Source organism: Bacillus cereus group sp. MYBK14-1 (assembly GCF_051916885.1).
Classification (GTDB): domain Bacteria; phylum Bacillota; class Bacilli; order Bacillales; family Bacillaceae_G; genus Bacillus_A; species Bacillus_A cereus.
Genome location: NZ_JBQAHM010000002.1, coordinates 185422 through 205549, shown reverse-complemented (window position 1 = coordinate 205549; position 20128 = coordinate 185422). Strand labels below are relative to the sequence as shown.

Below are 20128 nucleotides of genomic sequence, written 5' to 3'. Positions count from 1 at the left end.
CACTCTTTTTTATTTGGATTCTTAAGGAATGAAATTGATATAATGATGAGTAACAAGGAGGGAGAAATGATGGGAATACATATTAGAAGAGCAATAAAGGATGATATACAAGGTATAGCAAAGGTGCATGTTGATAGTTGGAAAACAACGTATAAAGGGATATTTGCTGACGAAATTCTAGATAATGTAGCATATGAGAAACGAGAAAAACAATGGGAAGATATTTTTCAAAAAGAAGGTAATCATCAATTTAGATTTGTAGCAGAGAATTTAAATGGAGAAATAGTTGGATTCATCGATGGGGGAGTAGAAAGAACTGGTACATATAATTGTGATGGAGAATTATATGCAATCTACCTTTTACAAGAGTATCAAGGAATGAAAATAGGACAAAAGTTATTTCAAGCTTTATTATCGGATTGTATAAATAATGATATGCAATCACTTTTAGTTTGGGTCGTTACGAAAAATCCTTCTAAAAAGTTTTATGAAAAATTTAACCCTGAAAAAATTGATACGAAATTTTTAGAGAGAGTAAGGGTAGAAGAAACAGCGTATTGTTGGAGAGATTTGAATTTGTTATACAAACAGTTATATAGATTTGCTTAAATAATATTATTATGTAAACTTTATGTTTGAAAGAGGTATACCAATTAAGGTATACCTCTTTTGTTTAACCATTTTGGATAGATTACTAATGAAAAATAGTAAGTATGTAGTTTGAAACTGAGTATTTTTTTCGTGTACTTTTAACTAGATTAAAGAAAAGAAAGAAAAAAAGAAAAATTTAATTTGATAAAAAAATTCTGAAATATACCCTTGAATTGAATATCATTATCAATTAGAATCATAATTGATAACGACATTCAATTATCGTTTATTATATAAAATTTCGATAGCTTTAATATAAAGAGGAGGACCAACATGCAGCATGCGAAACAAATCGCAGAACATGCAACATTACAAAGCTTTTTAAACTGTTATTTAAGAGAAACAGGGAGTGGAGAATGGATTACAGAGGATGAAAGAATGAAGATTATCTTCAGTAATACGTTGAATAGAGATACAGTCCCCACATATTTATGTTGTCGGCTATCGGCACAAAACGTTACTTTGTATGGAGAAGTTATATATAAATCATCAACAGATCGTCATTTGTTTGGAGAACAATTTTATTATCAAATTGGAGATAGTAATTCTGTTATTAAAGCAGATTACATTACAGTTATTACATTTTTAATAAAAGAGATGTCTATCAACTACGGAGAAGGGACGAATCCTGCGGAACTTATGCTTCGAGTTATCCGTAGTTGTCAAAATATTGAGGAATTTACAAAAGAGAGAATAGAAGATACATCCGCATTATACGGTTTCCATACAACTTTTATAGAAGCGGAGCAGTCTTTATTATTTGGGCATTTAACTCATCCTACACCAAAGAGTAGACAGGGGATATTGGATTGGAAAAGTGCAATGTATTCTCCAGAATTAAAAGGAGAATGTCAGCTTCATTATTTTCGGGCACATAAAAGTATAGTAAATGAAAAATCATTATTATCAGATTCTACAACAATGATTATAAAAGAAGAATTAAGTAATGATGAGATGGTTAGTAAAGAATTTATAACGAAGTACTGTAAGGAAGATCAATATGCATTAATTCCAATTCATCCGCTTCAGGCAGAATGGCTCTTGCATCAAGCTTACGTACAAGATTGGATAGTTCAAGAATTGCTTGAGTATATTGGCCCTGTAGGTAAGTATTATATGGCAACCTCCTCACTAAGGACGCTATATCATCCCGATTCGAAGTATATGCTTAAGTTTTCATTTCCGGTGAAAGTAACGAATTCAATGCGTATTAATAAACTGAAAGAACTTGAGAGTGGTCTTGAAGGGAAGGAAATGTTAAATACGGCTATTGGTGAAGTACGAGAAAGATTTCCAGGATTTGATTTTATTTGTGATCCAGCCTTTATTACATTAAATTATGGAACACAAGAATCTGGATTTGAAGTGATTATTCGCGAGAACCCTTTTTATAGTGAACATGCAAACGACGCAACATTAATTGCTGGGCTAGTTCAAGACGCTATACCTGGAGAGCGTACGCGGTTATCGAATATTATTCATCGCCTAGCAGATTTAGAAAGTAAAAGCTGTGAAGAAGTAAGCTTAGAGTGGTTTAGACGATATATGAATATTTCTTTAAAGCCAATGGTATGGATGTATTTACAGTATGGTGTTGCGTTAGAAGCTCATCAGCAAAATAGTGTTGTTCAGCTAAAAGATGGTTATCCGGTCAAATATTATTTCCGTGATAATCAAGGATTTTATTTCTGTAATTCAATGAAAGAGATGCTTAATAATGAATTAGCTGGTATTGGAGAACGTACTGGAAATTTATATGACGACTATATTGTGGATGAGAGATTTCGTTACTACTTAATTTTCAATCATATGTTTGGCCTCATTAATGGTTTTGGCACAGCAGGATTAATTAAGGAGGAAATTCTTCTCTCGGAATTAAGGTCTGTACTTGAATCATTCCTTCCATATAACCGGGAACCTTCTACATTTTTAAGAGAATTATTGGACGAAGATAAGTTAGCGTGTAAAGCAAATTTACTAACGAGATTTTTCGATGTCGATGAGTTAAGTAATCCATTGGAGCAAGCAATTTATGTGCAAGTACATAATCCGCTCGTTAGAGAAGTGGCTGTTCGTTCATAAATAGCGTTAAAATTTCACGTAATACAAATAATGGTATTTTGTCATAAGGTGGAGGGTTTTATGAGAGTGGACATGTATCATACGAAAGTATTGAAGGCGCTCGAATCAGAAGATTACATTTCAGTACGAAGAAGAGTGCTACGTCAATTAGTAGAATCGTTAATTTATGAGGGGATTATTACGCCGGTTCGCATAGAAAAAGAAGAACAAATTCTTTTTCTAATACAAGGACTTGATGAAGAAGACAAAAGTGTCACGTACAAATGCTATGGCAGGGAACGGATGACATTTGGACGTATTTCTTTAGACTCATTAATAGTAAGAGTCCAAGATGAACAGCAAGAAATACAGTCTGTCTCGCAATTTCTAGAAGAAGTTTTTCGGGTTACTAGTGTAGAACAAGCTAAATTAGATTCTTTTATGCACGAATTAGAACAAACAATATTTAAAGACACGATTGCACAATATGAAAGAAATAATAAGAGAGAATATACTCAAAAATCTTACGATGAGTTTGAAAGCCAATTAATAGATGGCCATCCATATCATCCTAGTTATAAAGCACGTGTTGGATTTCAATATCGTGACAATTTTCAATATGGTTATGAATTTATGCAGCCAATAAAACTCATATGGATTGCAGCACATAAGAATTATGCGACTGTAGGTTATGAGAATGAAGTGATGTATAACAACATTTTAAAAGAGGAGATTGGCGATCGTAAATTAGAAGAGTTTATGGAACGAATTCGTAATAAGGGATGTAATCCAAAACAGTACGTGTTTATACCTGTTCACCCATGGCAGTGGGAGAATTTCATCATTTCAAATTATGCGGATCATATACAGGGTAAATTTATTATTTATTTAGGAACATCAGAGGACGATTATTGCGCGCAACAGTCAATGAGAACGTTAAGAAATATTACGAGTCCAAAGAAACCGTACGTTAAATTATCGATGAATTTACTCAACACTTCAACACTTCGTACGCTGAAACCATACTCTGTTGTAAGTGCACCAGTAATATCAAATTGGTTAAATGATGTTGTAAGTAATGACGCCTATTTAATGGATGAAGCACGTTTAATCTTGTTAAGTGAGTTTTCAAGTGTAACGTATGACACGAATAAGAAAGCTATATATGGTTCATTAGGATGCATTTGGCGCGAAAGCGTTCACAAGTATTTAGATGCACAAGAGGATGCAATTCCTTTTAATGGTTTATACGCTAAAGAGAAAGATGGTACACCAATTATTGATGCGTGGTTGAATAAATATGGAATGAAGGATTGGCTACAATTACTTATTCAAAAAGCGATAATACCAGTTATACATCTTGTTGTAGAGCATGGCATCGCACTGGAATCACATGGACAAAATATGATTCTAGTCCATAAAGAAGGGGTGCCTGTTCGTATTGCGTTAAAGGATTTTCATGAAGGGCTTGAGTTTTATCGTCCATATTTGAAAGAAGTTGACAAATGTCCCGACTTTACTAAAATGCATAAAACATATGCGAATGAAAAAATGAATGATTTCTTTGAAATGGATCGCATTGAATGTTTGCAAGAGATGGTGTTAGATGCACTATTTCTGTTTAATTTAGGAGAATTAGCATTCGTACTTGCGGATGAGTATGGATTGAAAGAAGAACATTTTTGGATGATGGTTGTTGAAGAAATTGAAAATCATTTAAGAATATATCCACATTTGAAAGATAGATTTGAAAATATTCAATTATATGCACCTACATTCTATGCTGAACAATTAACGAAACGTCGATTATATATGGATGTGGAATCGCTTGTTCATGAAGTTCCAAATCCATTGTATAGAGTAAGACAACTTATGAAACAAAAATCAGCTGTTACAGGGGGAAATTATGCTAATCGTTAATAAACAAGAGTATAGCAAAAGTGATTTTGAATTGAGATTACAAGTTTATGAGGAAATGGAACAATTTCAAAAAGCAGAAGGAAATAGATTTGCACTTTGTCTGAAAGATCCATTCGATATTATTACGCTTGTGTTTTTCTTAAAAGAAAAGAAATCATCAGTATTACTTATACATGAAGATACGCCAAAAGAAACGGCTATTGAAATGGCAAAGCGTGCGAATTGTGTAGGGATTTTATATGGAGAATATGGCGATTTTACAAAATTAGAAGTAGGGAACTTTTTACTAGAAGAGCCTTCTTTATTGCAATATAGTTCGGGAACTACGGGAGAACCGAAACTGATTCGTAGAGCATGGACGGAAGTTGATACAGAAATTACTGCCTATAATGAAGCTTTAAACTGTGAAGTAGATGAAGTGCCAATCGTTATGGCTCCTGTTTCACATTCATACGGACTAATATGTGGTACGTTATCAGCAATTACGAGGGGGAGCAAGCCTGTAATCATTACGAACAAAAATCCTAAATTCGCATTAAATATAGTTCGCAATACAGAAAAACATATTATATATGCAGTACCACTTATGTTACACATTATGGGGAGTTTTCCATTAGGAACGTTCCAGTTTCATAAAATTATGACATCAGGATCGCCTTTGCCAGAAGCACTATTTTATAAACTAAAAAAAATGACAACATATATGATGCAGCAATACGGTTGTTCTGAAGCAGGTTGTATTAGTATATGTCATGATATGAAAAGCCATTTAGATTTAGGAAACCCTCTACCTCATGCAAGTATAAGCATAGGTTCAGATGAAAATGCACCGGAAGAAATCGTCGTGAAAATGAATGATAAGGAAATTTTCACGAAGGATTTAGGGTATAAATCTGAGCGTGGCATTCATTTTATGGGGCGTATGGACGATGTAATTAATGTCTCAGGATTAAAAGTCTTTCCTATAGAGGTAGAAGAAACGATGCTTCGATTGGAAGGTGTGCAAGAGGCAATTGTATATCGGGGGAAACATCCTGTGATGGGCGAAATAGTTAAAGCGAAAGTGATCTCTCATGTTGATCCAGTGAAAATAAGAGAATGGTGTATTCAGCACTTACCTTCTTATAAAGTTCCGCATGAAATTGAAAGTGTAAATGAAATTCCTAAAAATAAAACTGGAAAAGTAAGTAGAAAGTTACTAGAGATGGGAGAGGTTACAACATGAGACGGGAAGCGTTAAAGAATGCCGTGTTAAAAATTATGATAGAAAAAATGGAACTGAAAAATGTAACGCATTTAGAAGAAACGATGCGCTTAAATCAAGATTTATATATAGATTCGGTAATGATGTTACAGCTTATTGTATACATAGAAATGGATGTAAAGCTATGCGTTCCAGAGGATGAGGTAGACCCAAAGGCATTTCTTACTGTAGGATCTTTGCTTGATTTTATGGAAGAGTTAGAGCCGTTACAGGAAGTAAATGTGAATAACTAACTTTTAGGAAAGTGGATGAGAGTATGACTTCAATTAAAGTGCACTGTTTAGTGAGTTGTTTTTGTGAAATTATAAAAAGGCGTAGCGACATTGATTTTCGTCCATTTTATTTTGGACTATGGGATGGAGATTTTGATATAACACAAGGCGGAATTATTTCATATCACTCTGAAAACATTAACCATGATCATTATTTACTTTGGTTTGAAAAATTGTACGGTATTAAAGTAAACGAATGGTATGATCATGCAAAAGATAAAGATAGCAATGTAGAAACGTTTTTAGAATTAGTAGAAAACAGGCCGGAAAATCGTTATGTCATTGTAATGGTTGATATGTCTCTATTACCAGAGAGGGAAAATAAATTTCATCAAAAACCGTTTCCACATTATTTAATGATATCAAAAACAGAGAAAGAAGAAGAGTGGTTCATGCTAGATCCTGATTTTCGTTGGGAAGGAAATATGGAAAGAGAAAAAGTACTTCACTCTATTCAAGATAACCCATTTGGTGGAGGTTATTTCATTGATATAGAAGGAATTGGGGAGCCAACGCAAGAAACAGTAGCTAGTTATTTCACAGAAACATTCAAAAAGAACGAAAATGAACTGACTATGGAACTGAAAAATTTAATTGTAAAAATGGCAAATGAGGAAGAAGGATATGCGCTTTCTGGACTTGTAGCAGCAGTAAAACAAATACCAGTACTTGCAATTCGTAAATATAGTTATGAGCATGCCTTTGCATACTTCCGTGAAACGTTGCAATATTCGGAGCAAGAATTTGATTATTGGTGTGATCGGGTAGAGGATATTGTACAAGGATTTACAAATGTACAGTATCGTGCAATTAAAATGGCAATGACGAATAATAAAGGTATGCTAGTATCGATTATTGAAAAACTGGATGAAATGAATGCAATTGAACTGCAAATTAAGAAGGAATTAGAGAGACAGTTTCTATCATGGAAAGGTATGAAAACAAATCAATCTGTCGCAACTCTTTAATAAGCTAACTGAATTTAAGATAGGGGAGTTTAATACTATGAAATATTCGCTATGTACCATTTCATTTCGTCATCAATTAATTTCATTTACTGATATTGTTCAATTTGCATATGAAAACGGTTTTGAAGGAATTGAATTATGGGGGACGCATGCACAAAATTTGTACATGCAAGAACGTGAAACGACAGAACGAGAATTGAATTTTCTAAAGGATAAAAACTTAGAAATTACGATGATAAGTGATTACTTAGATATATCATTATCAGCAGATTTTGAAAAAACGATAGAGAAAAGTGAACAACTTGTAGTACTAGCTAATTGGTTTAATACGAATAAAATTCGCACGTTTGCTGGGCAAAAAGGGAGCAAGGACTTCTCGGAACAAGAGAGAAAAGAGTATGTGAAGCGAATACGTAAGATTTGTGATGTGTTTGCTCAGAACAATATGTATGTGCTGTTAGAAACACATCCCAATACACTAACGGACACATTGCCTTCTACTATAGAGTTATTAGAAGAAGTAAACCATCCGAATTTAAAAATAAATCTTGATTTTCTTCATATATGGGAGTCTGGCGCAGATCCAATAGACAGTTTCCATCGATTAAAGCCGTGGACACTACATTACCATTTTAAGAATATATCTTCAGCGGATTATTTGCATGTGTTTGAACCTAATAATGTATATGCTGCAGCAGGAAGTCGTATTGGTATGGTTCCGTTATTTGAAGGTATTGTAAATTATGATGAGATTATTCAGGAAGTGAGAGGTACGGATCTTTTTGCTTCCTTAGAATGGTTTGGACATAATTCAAAAGAGATATTAAAAGAAGAAATGAAAGTATTAATAAATAGAAAATTAGAAGTAGTAAGTTCGTAATGTGAAATGATGTGAGAGTCTCGTTTTAGAGGCTCTTTTTTTATGGTAAAAAATAACCGAAAATTTCCATGTATTTTAATTTGAATTTAACACAATTTATATATAAATAAGGAGGTGATTGGTAATGGCTAGAAATCGTAATTCTAATCAATTAGCATCACATGGAGCACAAGCAGCTTTAGATCAAATGAAGTATGAAATTGCACAAGAGTTCGGTGTACAACTTGGAGCTGATACTTCTTCACGTGCAAACGGTTCTGTAGGCGGTGAAATCACAAAACGCCTAGTAGCGATGGCAGAACAACAGCTTGGTGGCGGATATACTCGCTAAATGTATAAGGTTATAGGAGAAAGGAAGGATTCTTCCTTTCTTTTTTTTCAATTAATTGGTATGGATATATAGTGAACAGAATTCAAAGAATAGAAGTAATACTATATTTTACCCAATTTCTTTTGTTGTGAATGGGAAGTATTAAAGATGTAATAGCCCTGGTGGAATGAAAATTATGTTCCAGCAGGGCTATTATATGGTAAGAAATATATGATGAAAGGTTCTGAAATCAACATGTTAAAAAAAGAAAACTGTTGTTTAATTGCGCTTGCATCAGTTCCACTTGTCATGACATTAGGGAATTCAATGCTCATTCCAATCTTGCCGACAATTGAAAAGAAATTACATATTTCATCGTTTCAAGTATCCATGATTATTACAATTTACTCTATTGTAGCCATTTTACTTATACCGATTGCTGGTTATTTATCAGATAGATGGGGACGAAAGATGGTAATGGTTCCGAGTTTGCTGATTGCGGCTATAGGAGGAGCGATAACTGGTTGGGTATCTTGGAAAGTTGATAATCCCTACACTTGGATATTAATCGGTAGAGCGATTCAAGGTATTGGTGCTGCTGGGGCAATGCCGGTTGTTATACCGTGTGTTGGTGATTTATACAAAGACGAAAAACAAGTTAGTACAGGCCTGGGAATTATTGAGACATCCAATACATTTGGAAAAGTGCTGAGCCCTATTTTAGGATCTGCTCTTGCTGCCATTGTATGGTTCTTACCATTTTGGGCGATTCCAGTTTTATGTATCATATCAATTGTTTTGTTACTTGTTCTAGTAAAGGCAAAGAAACAAGAAGGAGAAGTACCACCACTTAAAGAGTTTATAAAATCTATTCTGTCTACGTTTCGAGAAAAAGGAAGATGGTTAATTGCCATTTTTGCATTAGGTGCAATTATTATGCTTATTTTATTCGGAATTCTCTTTTATTTGTCGACTATACTGGAATCAAAGTATGACATTCATGGTATATGGAAAGGGTGTGTGCTTGCTATTCCGTTACTTGTACTGTCACTTAGTTCATATATGGCCGGTAAAAAAATTGGAGATAATCAAAATGTTATGAAGAAGTGTATTTATATTGGTTTTTTAATGGCAGCTGCATCAGTCATCATTCCTTTATTTATAAAAGGGATTTATTTACTACTTCTTTGTCTCGTTATTATGGGGATAGGGATTGGTATGGCACTCCCATGTTTAGATGCCCTCATTACACAAGGAATTGAAAAGGAGCAAAGGGGAACGGTTACGTCATTTTATAGTTCAATGCGATTTATCGGTGTAGCAGCTGGACCACCTTTATATTCTTTTTTCATGAAAGGGGCGGACCATGAAGTGTTTTATTTGACAAGTATTTTCGCTGCCATTGGTGCTGTCATAGCAATCATTTGGATTAAACCAGCAAAGGATGCAAAGACGGTAAAACAGAAACCAGAGCCTACTTCATAATTTGTAAGAGAATTGCATGATGTTTTGAGTAACATGCAATTCTCTTTCGTTCATTAAGAATAAATAACTTGTTTTAACATATAAAGGGCGACACCCCATATGATGAGACCAGAAAATTTATTTAATAATAAAATTGTCTTTCCGGTTGAGTCTAGTCTTTTTAGAAATTTCCCCGCTAACGCTAAGCTTATAAACCAAATCCAAGAAACGATAATAGTTGCAAGTGTAAAAGCCCATTTTTCACTTCCTATGTATTGAATAGAATTTGTTCCAATTACACCGATTGTGTCTAAAATTGCATGTGGATTTAATAACGAAACGGATGCTGCGAAAAGGATTTGCTTTTTTAAGGGCATACTTTTTTCTTGTTTTACATCGTTGGAAGGGTTACTTCTCCAAATAACAAAGCCCATGTATAGGAGAAAGAAAAATCCAACTATATATAACGAGTTAGTTAGCCAAGAAAAAGTAAGGAGTACAAGGGAGACACCTTGCACTGCAATCAATATGAGTAACGTATCACATATAGAGGCAGTTAATATTACGGGGGCTGCCCTCCAAATGTTTGGTTGGCTCGCACCTTGGTTAAAGACAAAAACATTTTGTACACCTAATGGAATGATAAGTCCAAATGCAAGAATGATACCATGAATAATTGCTTCACTCATCATATTACCTCCTATTTTAATTCATTATGATAGTGTATATTGTATAGAAGAAATGAAAATTTGTATCCATCCATATGGTTGGGGAGGTTACCAACCAAAAAGAATATAAGGTGATATAATGGAAAGATTCGTTTGGAAACCGAATATGTCTCTAGCGACTCCTCTGTATAAACAAATAGAAACGTATATAAAAGAAAGGATCGTTAATGGAGAATGGACCGTTGGAACGAAATTACCTTCACAAAGAGATTTGGCACATACATTTGGTGTGAATCGAAGCACAATTGTAATGGCTTTCGATGAACTAGTTGCAAAGGGATACATTGAAGGGAATGGCAGGAAAGGAACAATTGTTGTAAATAATAATGAGAATGCTTCAACTTACGCACCCCCGCCTAATTGGCAGTCTTATGTAGAAACAGGACTTCATTATCCGAATCTCCCAGCTATTCAGGAGATTAATCAAGCTGAATTTTATCCACATGTAATTCGATTAGGAACAGGTGAGCTCGCGCCAAGTCTCTTACCTGAGAAAAAGATGAAAGAAATTATGAATAAGCTTTTAAAGTCAAATGTGAAGCTTGGGTATGAAGAGCCGAAAGGAAATTTTTATTTAAGGGAAAAGATTTCCGAATACTTAAAGGGGCATGGTATATGTGTATCTCCTGACTCTATATTAATTGTTTCAGGAGCAATTCAAGCGCTGCAACTTATCTCTATGGGGCTTCTTCCAAAAGGGGCATCCATCTTATTAGAGAAACCATCCTATTTATACTCGCTTAATGTTTTTCAATCCGCAGGAATGCGTTTCATTGGAATACCAATGGATGAGAACGGTTTAAATACATCATATATTACAAAATATAAGAAGCAATTTAATGCATCTATTTTATATACAATCCCGTCTTTTCATAATCCAACGAACTTTAGTATGAATGCGAAGAAACGAATAGAAGTGATGGAAATATGTAATGAAATTGGATTACCTATTATAGAGGACGCAGTGTATCAAGACTTATGGTTTGATGCACCTTGTTCGAAACCTTTAAAAGCCTATGATAAAAATGGAATCGTACTACATATTGGAAGCATGTCCAAAGTAATTAGTCCAGGGTTAAGAATTGGATGGATTGTTGGACCTGAGCCAGTAATTCAAAGATTGTCAGACATAAAAATGCAAACAGATTATGGTTCAAGCACTATATCCCAGCAAATTGCAGCAGAGTGGTTTACAAATGGTCTATATGATGAGTATTTGCGCTTTGTAAGAAGTGAATTGAAAAAACGAAGAGATTTTATGTTACTAATGTTAGATAAATATCTTCGTGAAATAGCAACTTGGCATGAACCAACAGGGGGATTTTATATATGGGTACATATAAAAGTACCCATTTCATATCGCAGTTTATTTGATAAAACTCTGCAAGAAAAGGTTTTATTAAACCCAGGTACTTTATATGATAGAAGTGCAAATCAATTTTTGCGCCTATCGTATTCATACGCAACGTTAGAAGAAATTGAAATAGGTATAAAAAAACTTGCACAACTAATGAAAAAGTAAGAGGAGAAAGTAATGAAACAATATGTAATTTGCCAAATGATCAATGGAGAAAAATATTTAGCTGCTTATGCAGAGACGAAGCAAGAAGCGATTGAAAAAGCAGAACTGTTAGGATTAAGAACGGGAAATCGTTACATAGTTATTACTGCAGAGGAAGCCGAAGGGTTAACGTATCCTTAAACAATGTACGAGATTATATAATAATAAATAAGTCTAGTAATATAAGAAATTACTAGGCTTATTTATTATTAAGTTGTTAAACGTTCTCGTATTTATAAGCAAAGTAATAATATTATGAGTCAAGTTGACGAAAAAATCGATTTGTCTTTCGGTCTTGATTTCCTTTTCTATATTCATCGATATATTGCCTAAAGTTCCAAGCTTGTAAAAATTTATTAGCAGAGTTATAACCAGAATTGTAAAGCCATTCTTTTTCTTCCTTTGTCAGTTCAAAATTAGTACTTGTAATCGTTCCTGTTGGAATTGTAATCGTTCTTGCTTTTGATTCCTTATCTAAATGACGTAAATCATGAGCTTGCATCATTGTTTTAAATAGTCCTTTTAACATGGAAATAGGCTCGTTATAGTGAGCAGGATCAGCTTGAATCTCATCTTTTACAAAATGAAATCCGAAAGTCGGCCAGCGAGGAGCGGTAGGTGAATCGAAGATCCAAATTGGATAATTACTTAGAATTCCTCCATCAACCATATAACAAGGCTGTTTCCATTTTGGAGTTCTCCATTTTACCGGTTCAAAGAAGAAGGGGATTGTACTACTCATTCTTACCGCTTTAGCGATAGAGAAGCGATAATTTAAAAATCCGTAGTTTGGTAAGTCGTCAGGAAAGACAACCATTTTACCATTACTAATATCAGAGGCGATGATTTTGAGTTTGTTTAGATCCGGTAAATCAGTAAATAAATGAACACCTTTTTTTCGAAGTAATTCTTCAATCCATTCTTCTATAAATACATTAGAATATATACCTAGAGTAGTCCATGCACTGAGTCCCTTGCCGATAAAAGGAATTCTATCAATAAAAGTTCTTTTCGTAAATTTATTATAATCAATATCAGTTATAATCGTTTTTAACTCTGAACAAGAATATCCTGCCGCTAGGAGCGCTGCAATAATCGAACCAGCCGATGTACCAGCTACACGTTCCCATTCATAACCTTTTTCGGCTAACGCGCAAATTGCCCCGACATGCGCAATACCGCGCACACCGCCTCCTTCAAAAACACCATCAATCTTCATTAAACATACTTCCTTTCGAATGAAAGATTTAGAAATGGCAAAAAAGCACGTATTGTACGTGCTTTTTTACAATAGTTTTTTAGTTTACTAGCAGCCTACAAAGCCGCCCCAACAGCTAGCTCCGATGATGATTAGAAGGATAAATAAAACGATTAATAAAGCGAAACCTCCGTAACCACAACCGCCGCCACCGTATCCGTAACCACAGCAACTATATCCGTAACCCATGTGGAATTCCTCCTTATATTTAAAAATGAACGAGGGGAAAATGTACTGGAAGAACTAAAGAATTATCATGTTTGTAGGAACAATGTATAGTATGCTTTTTTAAACTTGTTCGCGTACGAAGGATAAGCCCGTTTTTGGGAGGCTTGTTGATTTTGTAAAGAATGAAGTATAATCTTTGTACTATGATATAAATAAGTATGTAAATGTAAGGAGAATTTATGAATAAAAAAATTGAAGTATTAATTGATAAATATGAACTAACACACTTGAAAGAAGAACTTATTAATACTGTATTTCCTTGTATAAAAGTTGTGCCAAAGCAGCAGGGAACTGTTGCGATAGGTAGTTCGAAAATGGGAGGAGTTCCTGATCTACCAGCTTTATTTGAATATCCAAAGCATAAAGGAAATCCACTACAATTTATCGCGCAATTTAACTTAAGTGATTTACAAAACGTTGGTATGGATCACAATCTTCCTAAGACGGGGATGCTGTATTTCTTTTGCATTGAAAATTATTTTGAAGAAAATGTGAATCTAACAGAAGCTGGGCGTGTACTTTATTATGATGTTCCTGTAGAGCAATTACGAAGAGAAAATGAAATACAAGCGAAATATAACCAGTGTGCAATTACTTTTGAACTGACATACAAATTACCAGAACTTTTTATTGAAGATGAGGCTGATTCAGATCGTTTCTTGCAATTACTTGAAGAGCTAATTCCAGATAACTACGATAACCATCAAATGTTTGGTGAGCCATTCTCTGTACAAGAAGAAGTGTTATATGAGACAGGAGAATATATGGGAGTAGACCCGCAGCAAATGACTCTTTTATTCCAAATTGATTCAGATCATAAAAATTGTAATATGGTTTGGGGAGAACTAGGGATGCTATATTTCTGTATTAGTAATGAAGATTTGAAAAATCAACGTTTTGAAAATACATGCTGTGTATTACAAACATGCTAATGAAAAAAGGTTGTTCTTTTAAAAAGAACAACCTTTTTATGTGAATTAGTTAATATGCATAATCTCATATGACCTATACGAAAAAGTATTGTATACTCTGAAACTATACGATACTTTTTCGTATAGTTATAGAATATAAGGAGTGACAAGATGGGAAAGACAAGTAAGTATGTGACAGCTGCCGCACTTTGTTCAACTATAGTAATGGGAGGCTTACAAGCGTCATCTGTATCTTATGCAGCTACAAATCCGACTACAGTGACAGCACAATCAGATGTAAAGTTATTAGATGATTTCAGAAAAGAATTAAAAAAACAGATTGATAATCGAGAAGAAAATATTACAATCACATATAAAACAAAAGATAGAAATGCTAGAAATATTATGGATCAATTGTATGGTGAGTTTAATAAAATTGTAGATGCTGATGAGTATGTAAAATATAATGTAGCGTCTACTAGATATTCTATTAAAGGAATGCCAGGGGACTATACGTTTACACTGCAAGTAAAATACCGTGAATCAAAAGAACAAACTCAATATGTAAAAGCTCAGGTGAAATCAATTGTTGGATCAATTGTAAAACCAGGGATGGATGAGCATGAGAAAGTAAAAGCTATTCACGATTACGTTGTTAAGCATGTGTCTTATGATACGTCTTATCAAGCGTATACAGCATATGAAGCATTAGCGAATCGTTCTGCCGTTTGCCAAGGATATACATTATTAACGTATGAGTTGTTAAAAGAGGCAGGTATTCAAAACCATATTGTAACAGGCACAGGAAACGGACAAGCTCACGCGTGGAATTTAGTGAACATTGAAAACAAATGGTATCACCTAGATACTACATTTGATGATCCAGTACCAGATAAAGCAGGGCGTGTAACTTACTCATATTTTAACATGTCTGACGAACAGTTAAGTAAAGATCACGACTGGGATCGTAGTAAATATCCAGCAGCAACTACAAGTTATTTTGGTGAATTAACAAACAAAATAAAAGCTGGTAGCTCAAAAACTGTCGTATATGAGCAGATGTTAAAAGAAACAAATTTACAATACTTATCTGCAGAATACGGAGCAGAAAATTATAATGAATTTAAGCAAAAGTTGCAGCAACAGTTTGCAGCCAAACCAGAAAAAGTAGAAGTGCGATATAAGCAGTCCATGGATGGGACGATGCAAGATATAAAGAAAGTATTAAATGAAATAAATTGGCCAAAAGGTGCAAAGCGTGTGTCTTATCAAGTAGCGCCTTATAGTGCATTGGCTGGTTATTCATTGGCGACAATTACATTTACGTATTAAGCAATGAGAAAGAGCATCTGTAAAAGATGCTCTTTTTATATTTGTTGATCACTTTAAAATATTGGGAATTATGTGATAAAATAAAAAGGAGAGGATATGAATGCTGAATGAACTTGTTCGAAAGTAATATTTTCACATTGATATATACTTGTTTAGTAATCGGACTTATCGTTTTGTTTTTCATATCATTTACTTTGTTTATTAGAAGAGTATTACAAAGCAGCGTTGCAAAGAAACACCACGTGATTAATATGAACCAGAAGCTAGATCGAATCATTGAATTGCTTGAAAAAGATAAAAAATAGCGATAGAAGAAGTATGAAAAGGGGAAAGAGAATGGCGAATTATATAAAAGAATTACGTGAAAAAGTAGGACATGATTATGTTTTCTTAAACTTTGCCGGTGGTTGTGTATTTAATAAAGATGGAGAAGTATTACTGCAAAAAAGAGGAGACTTTAACGCTTGGGGATTTCCAGGTGGTGCAATGGAGATAGGAGAATCAGCTGCGGAAACTGCAATCCGGGAAATAAAAGAAGAAACCGGGTATGATGTAGAAATAAATGAGCTTATTGGAGTGTATACAAAATATTTTCAATCATATCCAAATGGAGACAAGGCCCAGTCAATTGTGATGTTCTTTTCATTCTCAATAGTTGGAGGTGACAAAAAAGTAGATGGTGATGAAACGTTGGATTTGAAGTTTTTCCCGTTAGACGACATGCCACCGTTATTTTGTAAACAACATGAAGATTGCTTGCAAGATTTATTGGAGAAAAGAGTAGGGGTATATCGTTAACATATAAAAAAGAAGCTAAATGAAGATTAGCTTCTTTTTTATGTTTTATTTATTTCCACCAATCATCAAACATTGACGCTGGTACTTGTCTTTTATGCTCACTCACTGTGTAACGTTTTTCAATTTTCTCTGCAACGTCAGCTGGAACTGCTTTACCTTCTAAATAATCATCTAATTGATCATAAGTAATACCTAACTCTGTTTCGTCAGCTTGACCTGGTTTTTCATCTAATAAATCAGCTGTTGGCATTTTTAAGTAAAGTCGCTCGTCTGCACCTAACTCTTGTAATAATGCACGTCCTTGGCGCTTCGTTAATCCTGTTAATGGTAATAAATCTGCACCACCATCTCCGAATTTTGTAAAGAACCCTGTTACAGCTTCTGCAGCGTGATCTGTTCCGATAACAAGTAACCCTTTTTGTCCACCAATTGCATATTGAGTAACCATACGGATACGTGCTTTCACGTTACCTTTATTGAAATCTGTTAATGATTCACCCAATAAGTTTTCATATTGATTTGAAAAAGCATCAACAGTTGAAGCAATATCAAATGCAACAGATTGATCTGCTTGAATGAATTGTAATGCTAATTGTGCATCATCTTCATCTTTTTGTACTTTATAAGGAAGACGCACGGCGATAAACGTTACATTACCACCTTCGTTACGAATTTCTTCAACTGCAAGTTGTGCTAAGCGTCCTGCTAATGTAGAGTCTTGGCCGCCGCTAATACCAAGTACAAATCCTTTTGCGCCTGTTTTTTTTACATAATCCTTTAAGAAATCAACTCGTTTACGAATTTCAACTTTTGGATCAATTACAGGCTGAACATGTAATGCTTTCATAATCTGTTCTTGTAATGTCATTATGTTTTCCTCCTATTCATATTAAAGCGGTAAATAAGTTTATATGTATAATGGTACATACTTCTATCCTTTATTATTTCGCAAACCTAACGAATATACAATAGGATGTGTGTATGAATATGAATGTAGTCATTATAAATAAAGTACTACGTATAAGCAATTTTTTAAACCTTTCAAAAATGTAAGGTTTTTGTCATTTGAATCGATGGAAGGTATTTCCGCACTTTACTAATATAAAAACATAGATAGTAGAAGGGCGGAGAAGTAATATGAACATTAGAGAACTAGCATATCGGAATGTAACCCGAAATAGACGGACATACTCAGCCTATTTTTTGAGTAGTGCATTTGCAATTATGGCCTTTTTTGTGTATTCATTTTTTGCGTTTCATCCGGCATTAAGTGCAGGAGAATTAGGTCAGTACGTATTCGTAAGTATGTCTTTTGCACAGTCTATTATTTACTTATTTACATTCTTCTTTATTTTATATTCGATGGGAATGTTTTTAAAAACGAGAAAGCGTGAACTAGGAATTTTAATGATGCTAGGTATGACGAAATATCAATTAAAGCGTCTGATCTTTTTTGAAAATATTATGATTGGAATAGGGGCAATTATTTTTGGTATTCTTTCAGGTATGTTATTTTCAGGGGTATTACTATTTGTCGCTCCGATGATATTGAAACTAGATATCTCCTTATCCTATTACATACCGATGAAAGCAATTGTTGTAACGGGTATTATGTTTTTTATTTTATTTATGATCATATCATTGTTTAGTGCAGGAATGATTCGTAAAAATAAGATTATGAAGTTGTTTAGAGGATCAGCAGAGGCGAAACCGGAACCGAAAGCATCAATCATTTCTTCAATATTAGCAGTAGTATTGCTTAGTGCTGGCTATGTAGGAGCTCTTCTATCACATGGAGCAATGGTATTTATTATGATGATTCCTGTTACAACGGTAGTTATTATTGGGACGTATTTGTTGTACAAGCAGCTGAGTGTCTTTATTATTCGATTATGTAAAAAAAGTAAACGTTTCTATTGGACACAGACTAATATTATTACGTTATCAGATTTAGCGTATCGTATGAGAGATAACGCAAGAATGTTCTTTATTGTAACCATTATTTCTACTGTAGCATTTTCCGCAATAGGGACATTAGTCGGCTTCGCATCCATGACGAAAGGGATAATGGAGAGACCAATTGCGTTTCATTACCATTCTAAGCAAGGGAATAGTAACGAATCACAACATATACAAATGATTGACAAAGGATTAAAGAAACATAATATAGCAGCTTCAAAAACTAATATTTCGACAAAGAAAACGGAGGAACAGTCGTTAAGAAGCGCCACTTTTATAAAAGAATCAGACTATAAGGAATATGCAAAGTTAACGGGAGAACCATTTAATACTGTAGCAAATAAAGAGGTTGTATTTTTGTCAGCTGATATACCAGGGCCAGCGATGAAAGAAAGAAAAGAAATTACTTTACCTAATATGAATGAAAGTTTAAAGGTGAAAAAAGTTACTTCATCTTCATTGGGGAAAATATTAAGAGGAAATGTTTATGTAATCTCTAATGATCAATATGATTCATTACAAGATGGATTTATAGAGACAAAAGATTATATGTATAAAACTGAAAGAACGAAAGATGAGATTGAAATTGGTAAAGAGCTTACTCATCAAATTAAACCGTATCAAGAATATTCAACGTTTAGTGCGGAAGAGTACGAGCAGAACCAAAGTTTACAAATTGCAGGACCGATTTTATTTGTAGGTTTCTTTATTGGTATAGTATTTTTCGTTTGCGCAGGAAGTTTCCTTTACTTCCGTTTATTCTCCGATTTGGAGGATGATGTTCGCTTGTTCGAAATGATTCGAAAAGTTGGATTGACAAGTAGGGAATTATCGAAGGTAGTTACAATTCGATTGGCGCTTTTATTCTTCGTTCCAATTGGTGTTGCAACATTACATGGGGCAGTAGCCTTAACGGCGTTAGGGCAAATGTTTGAGTACTCATTGTTTAAAGAAAATACAGTTGTATTAAGTATTTTCATAGGTATTCAAGTTGTATACTTCTTACTTATAAGATCCCGTTATGTAAAACAATTGAAAGAGAGATTACGTATGCATTAAATGTGTTTTTTTAACTCGAGTACAAAATTTTCTAAAAAGAGGCAAGTATTGTCAAAAAGTGATAAAATGGAAAAAGCGAGGTGAAAAAAATTAATAGAGAGAAAGGGGGGGAGAAATATGAAAGCAACAGGAGTTATTCGAAAAGTAGACGAATTAGGACGAATTGTTATCCCTAAAGAATTACGCGATGTATTGGGAATACAAATCAAATCACCGCTTGAAATTTTTGTAGAAGCAGATAAAATCATTTTACAAAAATATCAACCTTACAATGCTTGCCAAATCACAGGTGATGTTTCAGAGCAGAACATATCATTAGCAAATGGAAATATTACTGTTGGGATAGAGGGAGCGGAATATTTAGTAAAAGAAATAGAAAAGTTTTTAAACAAGAGTGAGGTTTAGTCTTAATTTATATTATTTTTCAAATTACATATCATTCTTTTAAAAGACTGTAAGAGGACCATTAATTGGTCCTTTTATTTTGGTTATTAGTTGAATGAC

21 protein-coding genes are annotated in these 20128 nt (G+C 34.0%); 17 read left to right on the top strand and 4 right to left on the bottom strand.

The window, feature by feature from the left end; all coding sequences use genetic code 11:
- The first annotated feature begins 66 nt into the window (after window positions 1-66).
- The 9 genes from ACTFR3_RS07090 (at window position 67) to ACTFR3_RS07050 (ending at window position 9811) form a co-directional block, all read left to right on the top strand.
- Window positions 67-609: a GNAT family N-acetyltransferase gene (locus ACTFR3_RS07090; protein ID WP_324656324.1), complete on the top strand. Its 543-nt coding sequence runs from the start codon at window positions 67-69 to the stop codon at window positions 607-609.
- A 315-nt stretch (window positions 610-924) separates the two neighbouring features.
- Entirely contained in the window at window positions 925-2733 is a 1809-nt protein-coding gene (locus ACTFR3_RS07085; protein ID WP_440044312.1) for an IucA/IucC family protein, read from the top strand.
- Window positions 2734-2793: 60 nt separating this feature from the next.
- Entirely contained in the window at window positions 2794-4632 is a 1839-nt protein-coding gene (locus tag ACTFR3_RS07080) for an IucA/IucC family protein (RefSeq protein WP_440044311.1), read from the top strand.
- Entirely contained in the window at window positions 4619-5857 is a 1239-nt protein-coding gene (locus ACTFR3_RS07075; protein ID WP_000909573.1) for an AMP-binding protein, read from the top strand. Before ACTFR3_RS07080 ends, ACTFR3_RS07075 begins: the two co-directional genes overlap by 14 nt.
- Window positions 5854-6129, top strand: coding sequence for a petrobactin biosynthesis protein AsbD (gene asbD, locus ACTFR3_RS07070; protein ID WP_001250560.1), 276 nt, complete (start codon window positions 5854-5856; stop codon window positions 6127-6129). The genes ACTFR3_RS07075 and asbD overlap by 4 nt, the downstream gene beginning before the upstream one ends.
- A 23-nt stretch (window positions 6130-6152) precedes the next feature.
- Complete coding sequence (locus tag ACTFR3_RS07065) at window positions 6153-7136, top strand: DUF6005 family protein (protein WP_440044310.1); 984 nt, start codon at window positions 6153-6155, stop codon at window positions 7134-7136.
- 37 nt (window positions 7137-7173) lie between these two features.
- On the top strand, window positions 7174-8016 hold the full coding sequence (locus ACTFR3_RS07060; protein WP_000877685.1) for a sugar phosphate isomerase/epimerase family protein: 843 nt from the start codon (window positions 7174-7176) through the stop codon (window positions 8014-8016).
- A gap of 124 nt (window positions 8017-8140) precedes the next feature.
- Window positions 8141-8347: an alpha/beta-type small acid-soluble spore protein gene (locus ACTFR3_RS07055; RefSeq protein WP_000113545.1), complete on the top strand. Its 207-nt coding sequence runs from the start codon at window positions 8141-8143 to the stop codon at window positions 8345-8347.
- Between the two features lie 234 nt (window positions 8348-8581).
- Window positions 8582-9811 carry an MFS transporter gene (locus ACTFR3_RS07050; RefSeq protein ID WP_142343353.1) on the top strand — a complete coding sequence of 410 codons (1230 nt, stop codon included), beginning with the start codon at window positions 8582-8584 and terminating at the stop codon, window positions 9809-9811.
- Between the two features lie 53 nt (window positions 9812-9864).
- Here the strand turns inward: ACTFR3_RS07050 and ACTFR3_RS07045 are convergent, their stop codons facing one another.
- Window positions 9865-10479, bottom strand: coding sequence for a LysE/ArgO family amino acid transporter (locus tag ACTFR3_RS07045; RefSeq protein ID WP_001287291.1), 615 nt, complete (start codon window positions 10477-10479; stop codon window positions 9865-9867).
- A gap of 118 nt (window positions 10480-10597) precedes the next feature.
- On the opposite strand from ACTFR3_RS07045, the gene ACTFR3_RS07040 reads away from it, so the two are divergent.
- Complete coding sequence (locus tag ACTFR3_RS07040; protein WP_440044309.1) at window positions 10598-12040, top strand: PLP-dependent aminotransferase family protein; 1443 nt, start codon at window positions 10598-10600, stop codon at window positions 12038-12040.
- Window positions 12041-12052: 12 nt separating this feature from the next.
- Window positions 12053-12220: a DUF3933 family protein gene (locus tag ACTFR3_RS07035; protein WP_000816389.1), complete on the top strand. Its 168-nt coding sequence runs from the start codon at window positions 12053-12055 to the stop codon at window positions 12218-12220.
- A 112-nt stretch (window positions 12221-12332) separates the two neighbouring features.
- Here the strand turns inward: ACTFR3_RS07035 and ACTFR3_RS07030 are convergent, their stop codons facing one another.
- On the bottom strand, window positions 12333-13298 hold the full coding sequence (locus ACTFR3_RS07030) for a patatin-like phospholipase family protein (RefSeq protein WP_000686808.1): 966 nt from the start codon (window positions 13296-13298) through the stop codon (window positions 12333-12335).
- A gap of 87 nt (window positions 13299-13385) precedes the next feature.
- Window positions 13386-13526 carry a YjcZ family sporulation protein gene (locus ACTFR3_RS07025; protein ID WP_000540419.1) on the bottom strand — a complete coding sequence of 47 codons (141 nt, stop codon included), beginning with the start codon at window positions 13524-13526 and terminating at the stop codon, window positions 13386-13388.
- Window positions 13527-13744: 218 nt separating this feature from the next.
- Here ACTFR3_RS07025 and ACTFR3_RS07020 point away from each other — a divergent pair, with 218 nt between their 5' ends.
- The 4 genes from ACTFR3_RS07020 to ACTFR3_RS07005 all read left to right on the top strand — a co-directional run bounded on the left by ACTFR3_RS07020 (window position 13745) and on the right by ACTFR3_RS07005 (window position 16606).
- The gene (locus ACTFR3_RS07020) at window positions 13745-14497 is read left to right on the top strand and encodes a YwqG family protein (protein ID WP_001034844.1); all 753 of its coding nucleotides are present in this window, start codon (window positions 13745-13747) and stop codon (window positions 14495-14497) included.
- A gap of 150 nt (window positions 14498-14647) precedes the next feature.
- Window positions 14648-15808, top strand: a complete 1161-nt coding sequence (locus ACTFR3_RS07015) for a transglutaminase domain-containing protein (RefSeq protein WP_000520867.1) — start codon at window positions 14648-14650, stop codon at window positions 15806-15808.
- Between the two features lie 107 nt (window positions 15809-15915).
- Entirely contained in the window at window positions 15916-16113 is a 198-nt protein-coding gene (locus tag ACTFR3_RS07010) for a DUF4083 domain-containing protein (protein WP_001048104.1), read from the top strand.
- 31 nt (window positions 16114-16144) lie between these two features.
- A complete protein-coding gene (locus ACTFR3_RS07005) occupies window positions 16145-16606 on the top strand; it encodes an NUDIX hydrolase (protein WP_000024992.1) in 462 nt (153 codons plus the stop codon).
- Between the two features lie 49 nt (window positions 16607-16655).
- Here the strand turns inward: ACTFR3_RS07005 and nadE are convergent, their stop codons facing one another.
- Window positions 16656-17474 (bottom strand): ammonia-dependent NAD(+) synthetase, encoded by an 819-nt coding sequence (nadE, locus tag ACTFR3_RS07000; protein ID WP_000174904.1) that lies wholly within the window; start codon window positions 17472-17474, stop codon window positions 16656-16658.
- Window positions 17475-17743: 269 nt separating this feature from the next.
- On the opposite strand from nadE, the gene ACTFR3_RS06995 reads away from it, so the two are divergent.
- Both ACTFR3_RS06995 and ACTFR3_RS06990 read left to right on the top strand, forming a co-directional pair.
- Window positions 17744-19624 (top strand): FtsX-like permease family protein, encoded by a 1881-nt coding sequence (locus ACTFR3_RS06995; protein ID WP_001025988.1) that lies wholly within the window; start codon window positions 17744-17746, stop codon window positions 19622-19624.
- Between the two features lie 117 nt (window positions 19625-19741).
- On the top strand, window positions 19742-20029 hold the full coding sequence (locus tag ACTFR3_RS06990; RefSeq protein ID WP_000648324.1) for an AbrB/MazE/SpoVT family DNA-binding domain-containing protein: 288 nt from the start codon (window positions 19742-19744) through the stop codon (window positions 20027-20029).
- The last annotated feature ends 99 nt before the right edge of the window (window positions 20030-20128 follow it).

Coding starts and splice junctions, on each gene's coding strand:
- ACTFR3_RS07060 (WP_000877685.1), top strand. CDS start 7,174: ATGAAATATTCGCTATGTACCATTTCATTTCGTCATCAATTAATTTCA.
- ACTFR3_RS07065 (WP_440044310.1), top strand. CDS start 6,153: ATGACTTCAATTAAAGTGCACTGTTTAGTGAGTTGTTTTTGTGAAATT.
- nadE (WP_000174904.1), bottom strand. CDS start 17,474: ATGACATTACAAGAACAGATTATGAAAGCATTACATGTTCAGCCTGTA.
- ACTFR3_RS06995 (WP_001025988.1), top strand. CDS start 17,744: ATGAACATTAGAGAACTAGCATATCGGAATGTAACCCGAAATAGACGG.
- ACTFR3_RS07075 (WP_000909573.1), top strand. CDS start 4,619: ATGCTAATCGTTAATAAACAAGAGTATAGCAAAAGTGATTTTGAATTG.
- ACTFR3_RS07025 (WP_000540419.1), bottom strand. CDS start 13,526: ATGGGTTACGGATATAGTTGCTGTGGTTACGGATACGGTGGCGGCGGT.
- ACTFR3_RS07080 (WP_440044311.1), top strand. CDS start 2,794: ATGAGAGTGGACATGTATCATACGAAAGTATTGAAGGCGCTCGAATCA.
- ACTFR3_RS07035 (WP_000816389.1), top strand. CDS start 12,053: ATGAAACAATATGTAATTTGCCAAATGATCAATGGAGAAAAATATTTA.
- ACTFR3_RS07020 (WP_001034844.1), top strand. CDS start 13,745: ATGAATAAAAAAATTGAAGTATTAATTGATAAATATGAACTAACACAC.
- asbD (WP_001250560.1), top strand. CDS start 5,854: ATGAGACGGGAAGCGTTAAAGAATGCCGTGTTAAAAATTATGATAGAA.
- ACTFR3_RS07055 (WP_000113545.1), top strand. CDS start 8,141: ATGGCTAGAAATCGTAATTCTAATCAATTAGCATCACATGGAGCACAA.
- ACTFR3_RS07030 (WP_000686808.1), bottom strand. CDS start 13,298: ATGAAGATTGATGGTGTTTTTGAAGGAGGCGGTGTGCGCGGTATTGCG.
- ACTFR3_RS07090 (WP_324656324.1), top strand. CDS start 67: ATGATGGGAATACATATTAGAAGAGCAATAAAGGATGATATACAAGGT.
- ACTFR3_RS07015 (WP_000520867.1), top strand. CDS start 14,648: ATGGGAAAGACAAGTAAGTATGTGACAGCTGCCGCACTTTGTTCAACT.
- ACTFR3_RS07040 (WP_440044309.1), top strand. CDS start 10,598: ATGGAAAGATTCGTTTGGAAACCGAATATGTCTCTAGCGACTCCTCTG.
- ACTFR3_RS07010 (WP_001048104.1), top strand. CDS start 15,916: ATGAACTTGTTCGAAAGTAATATTTTCACATTGATATATACTTGTTTA.
- ACTFR3_RS06990 (WP_000648324.1), top strand. CDS start 19,742: ATGAAAGCAACAGGAGTTATTCGAAAAGTAGACGAATTAGGACGAATT.
- ACTFR3_RS07005 (WP_000024992.1), top strand. CDS start 16,145: ATGGCGAATTATATAAAAGAATTACGTGAAAAAGTAGGACATGATTAT.
- ACTFR3_RS07045 (WP_001287291.1), bottom strand. CDS start 10,479: ATGAGTGAAGCAATTATTCATGGTATCATTCTTGCATTTGGACTTATC.
- ACTFR3_RS07050 (WP_142343353.1), top strand. CDS start 8,582: ATGTTAAAAAAAGAAAACTGTTGTTTAATTGCGCTTGCATCAGTTCCA.
- ACTFR3_RS07085 (WP_440044312.1), top strand. CDS start 925: ATGCAGCATGCGAAACAAATCGCAGAACATGCAACATTACAAAGCTTT.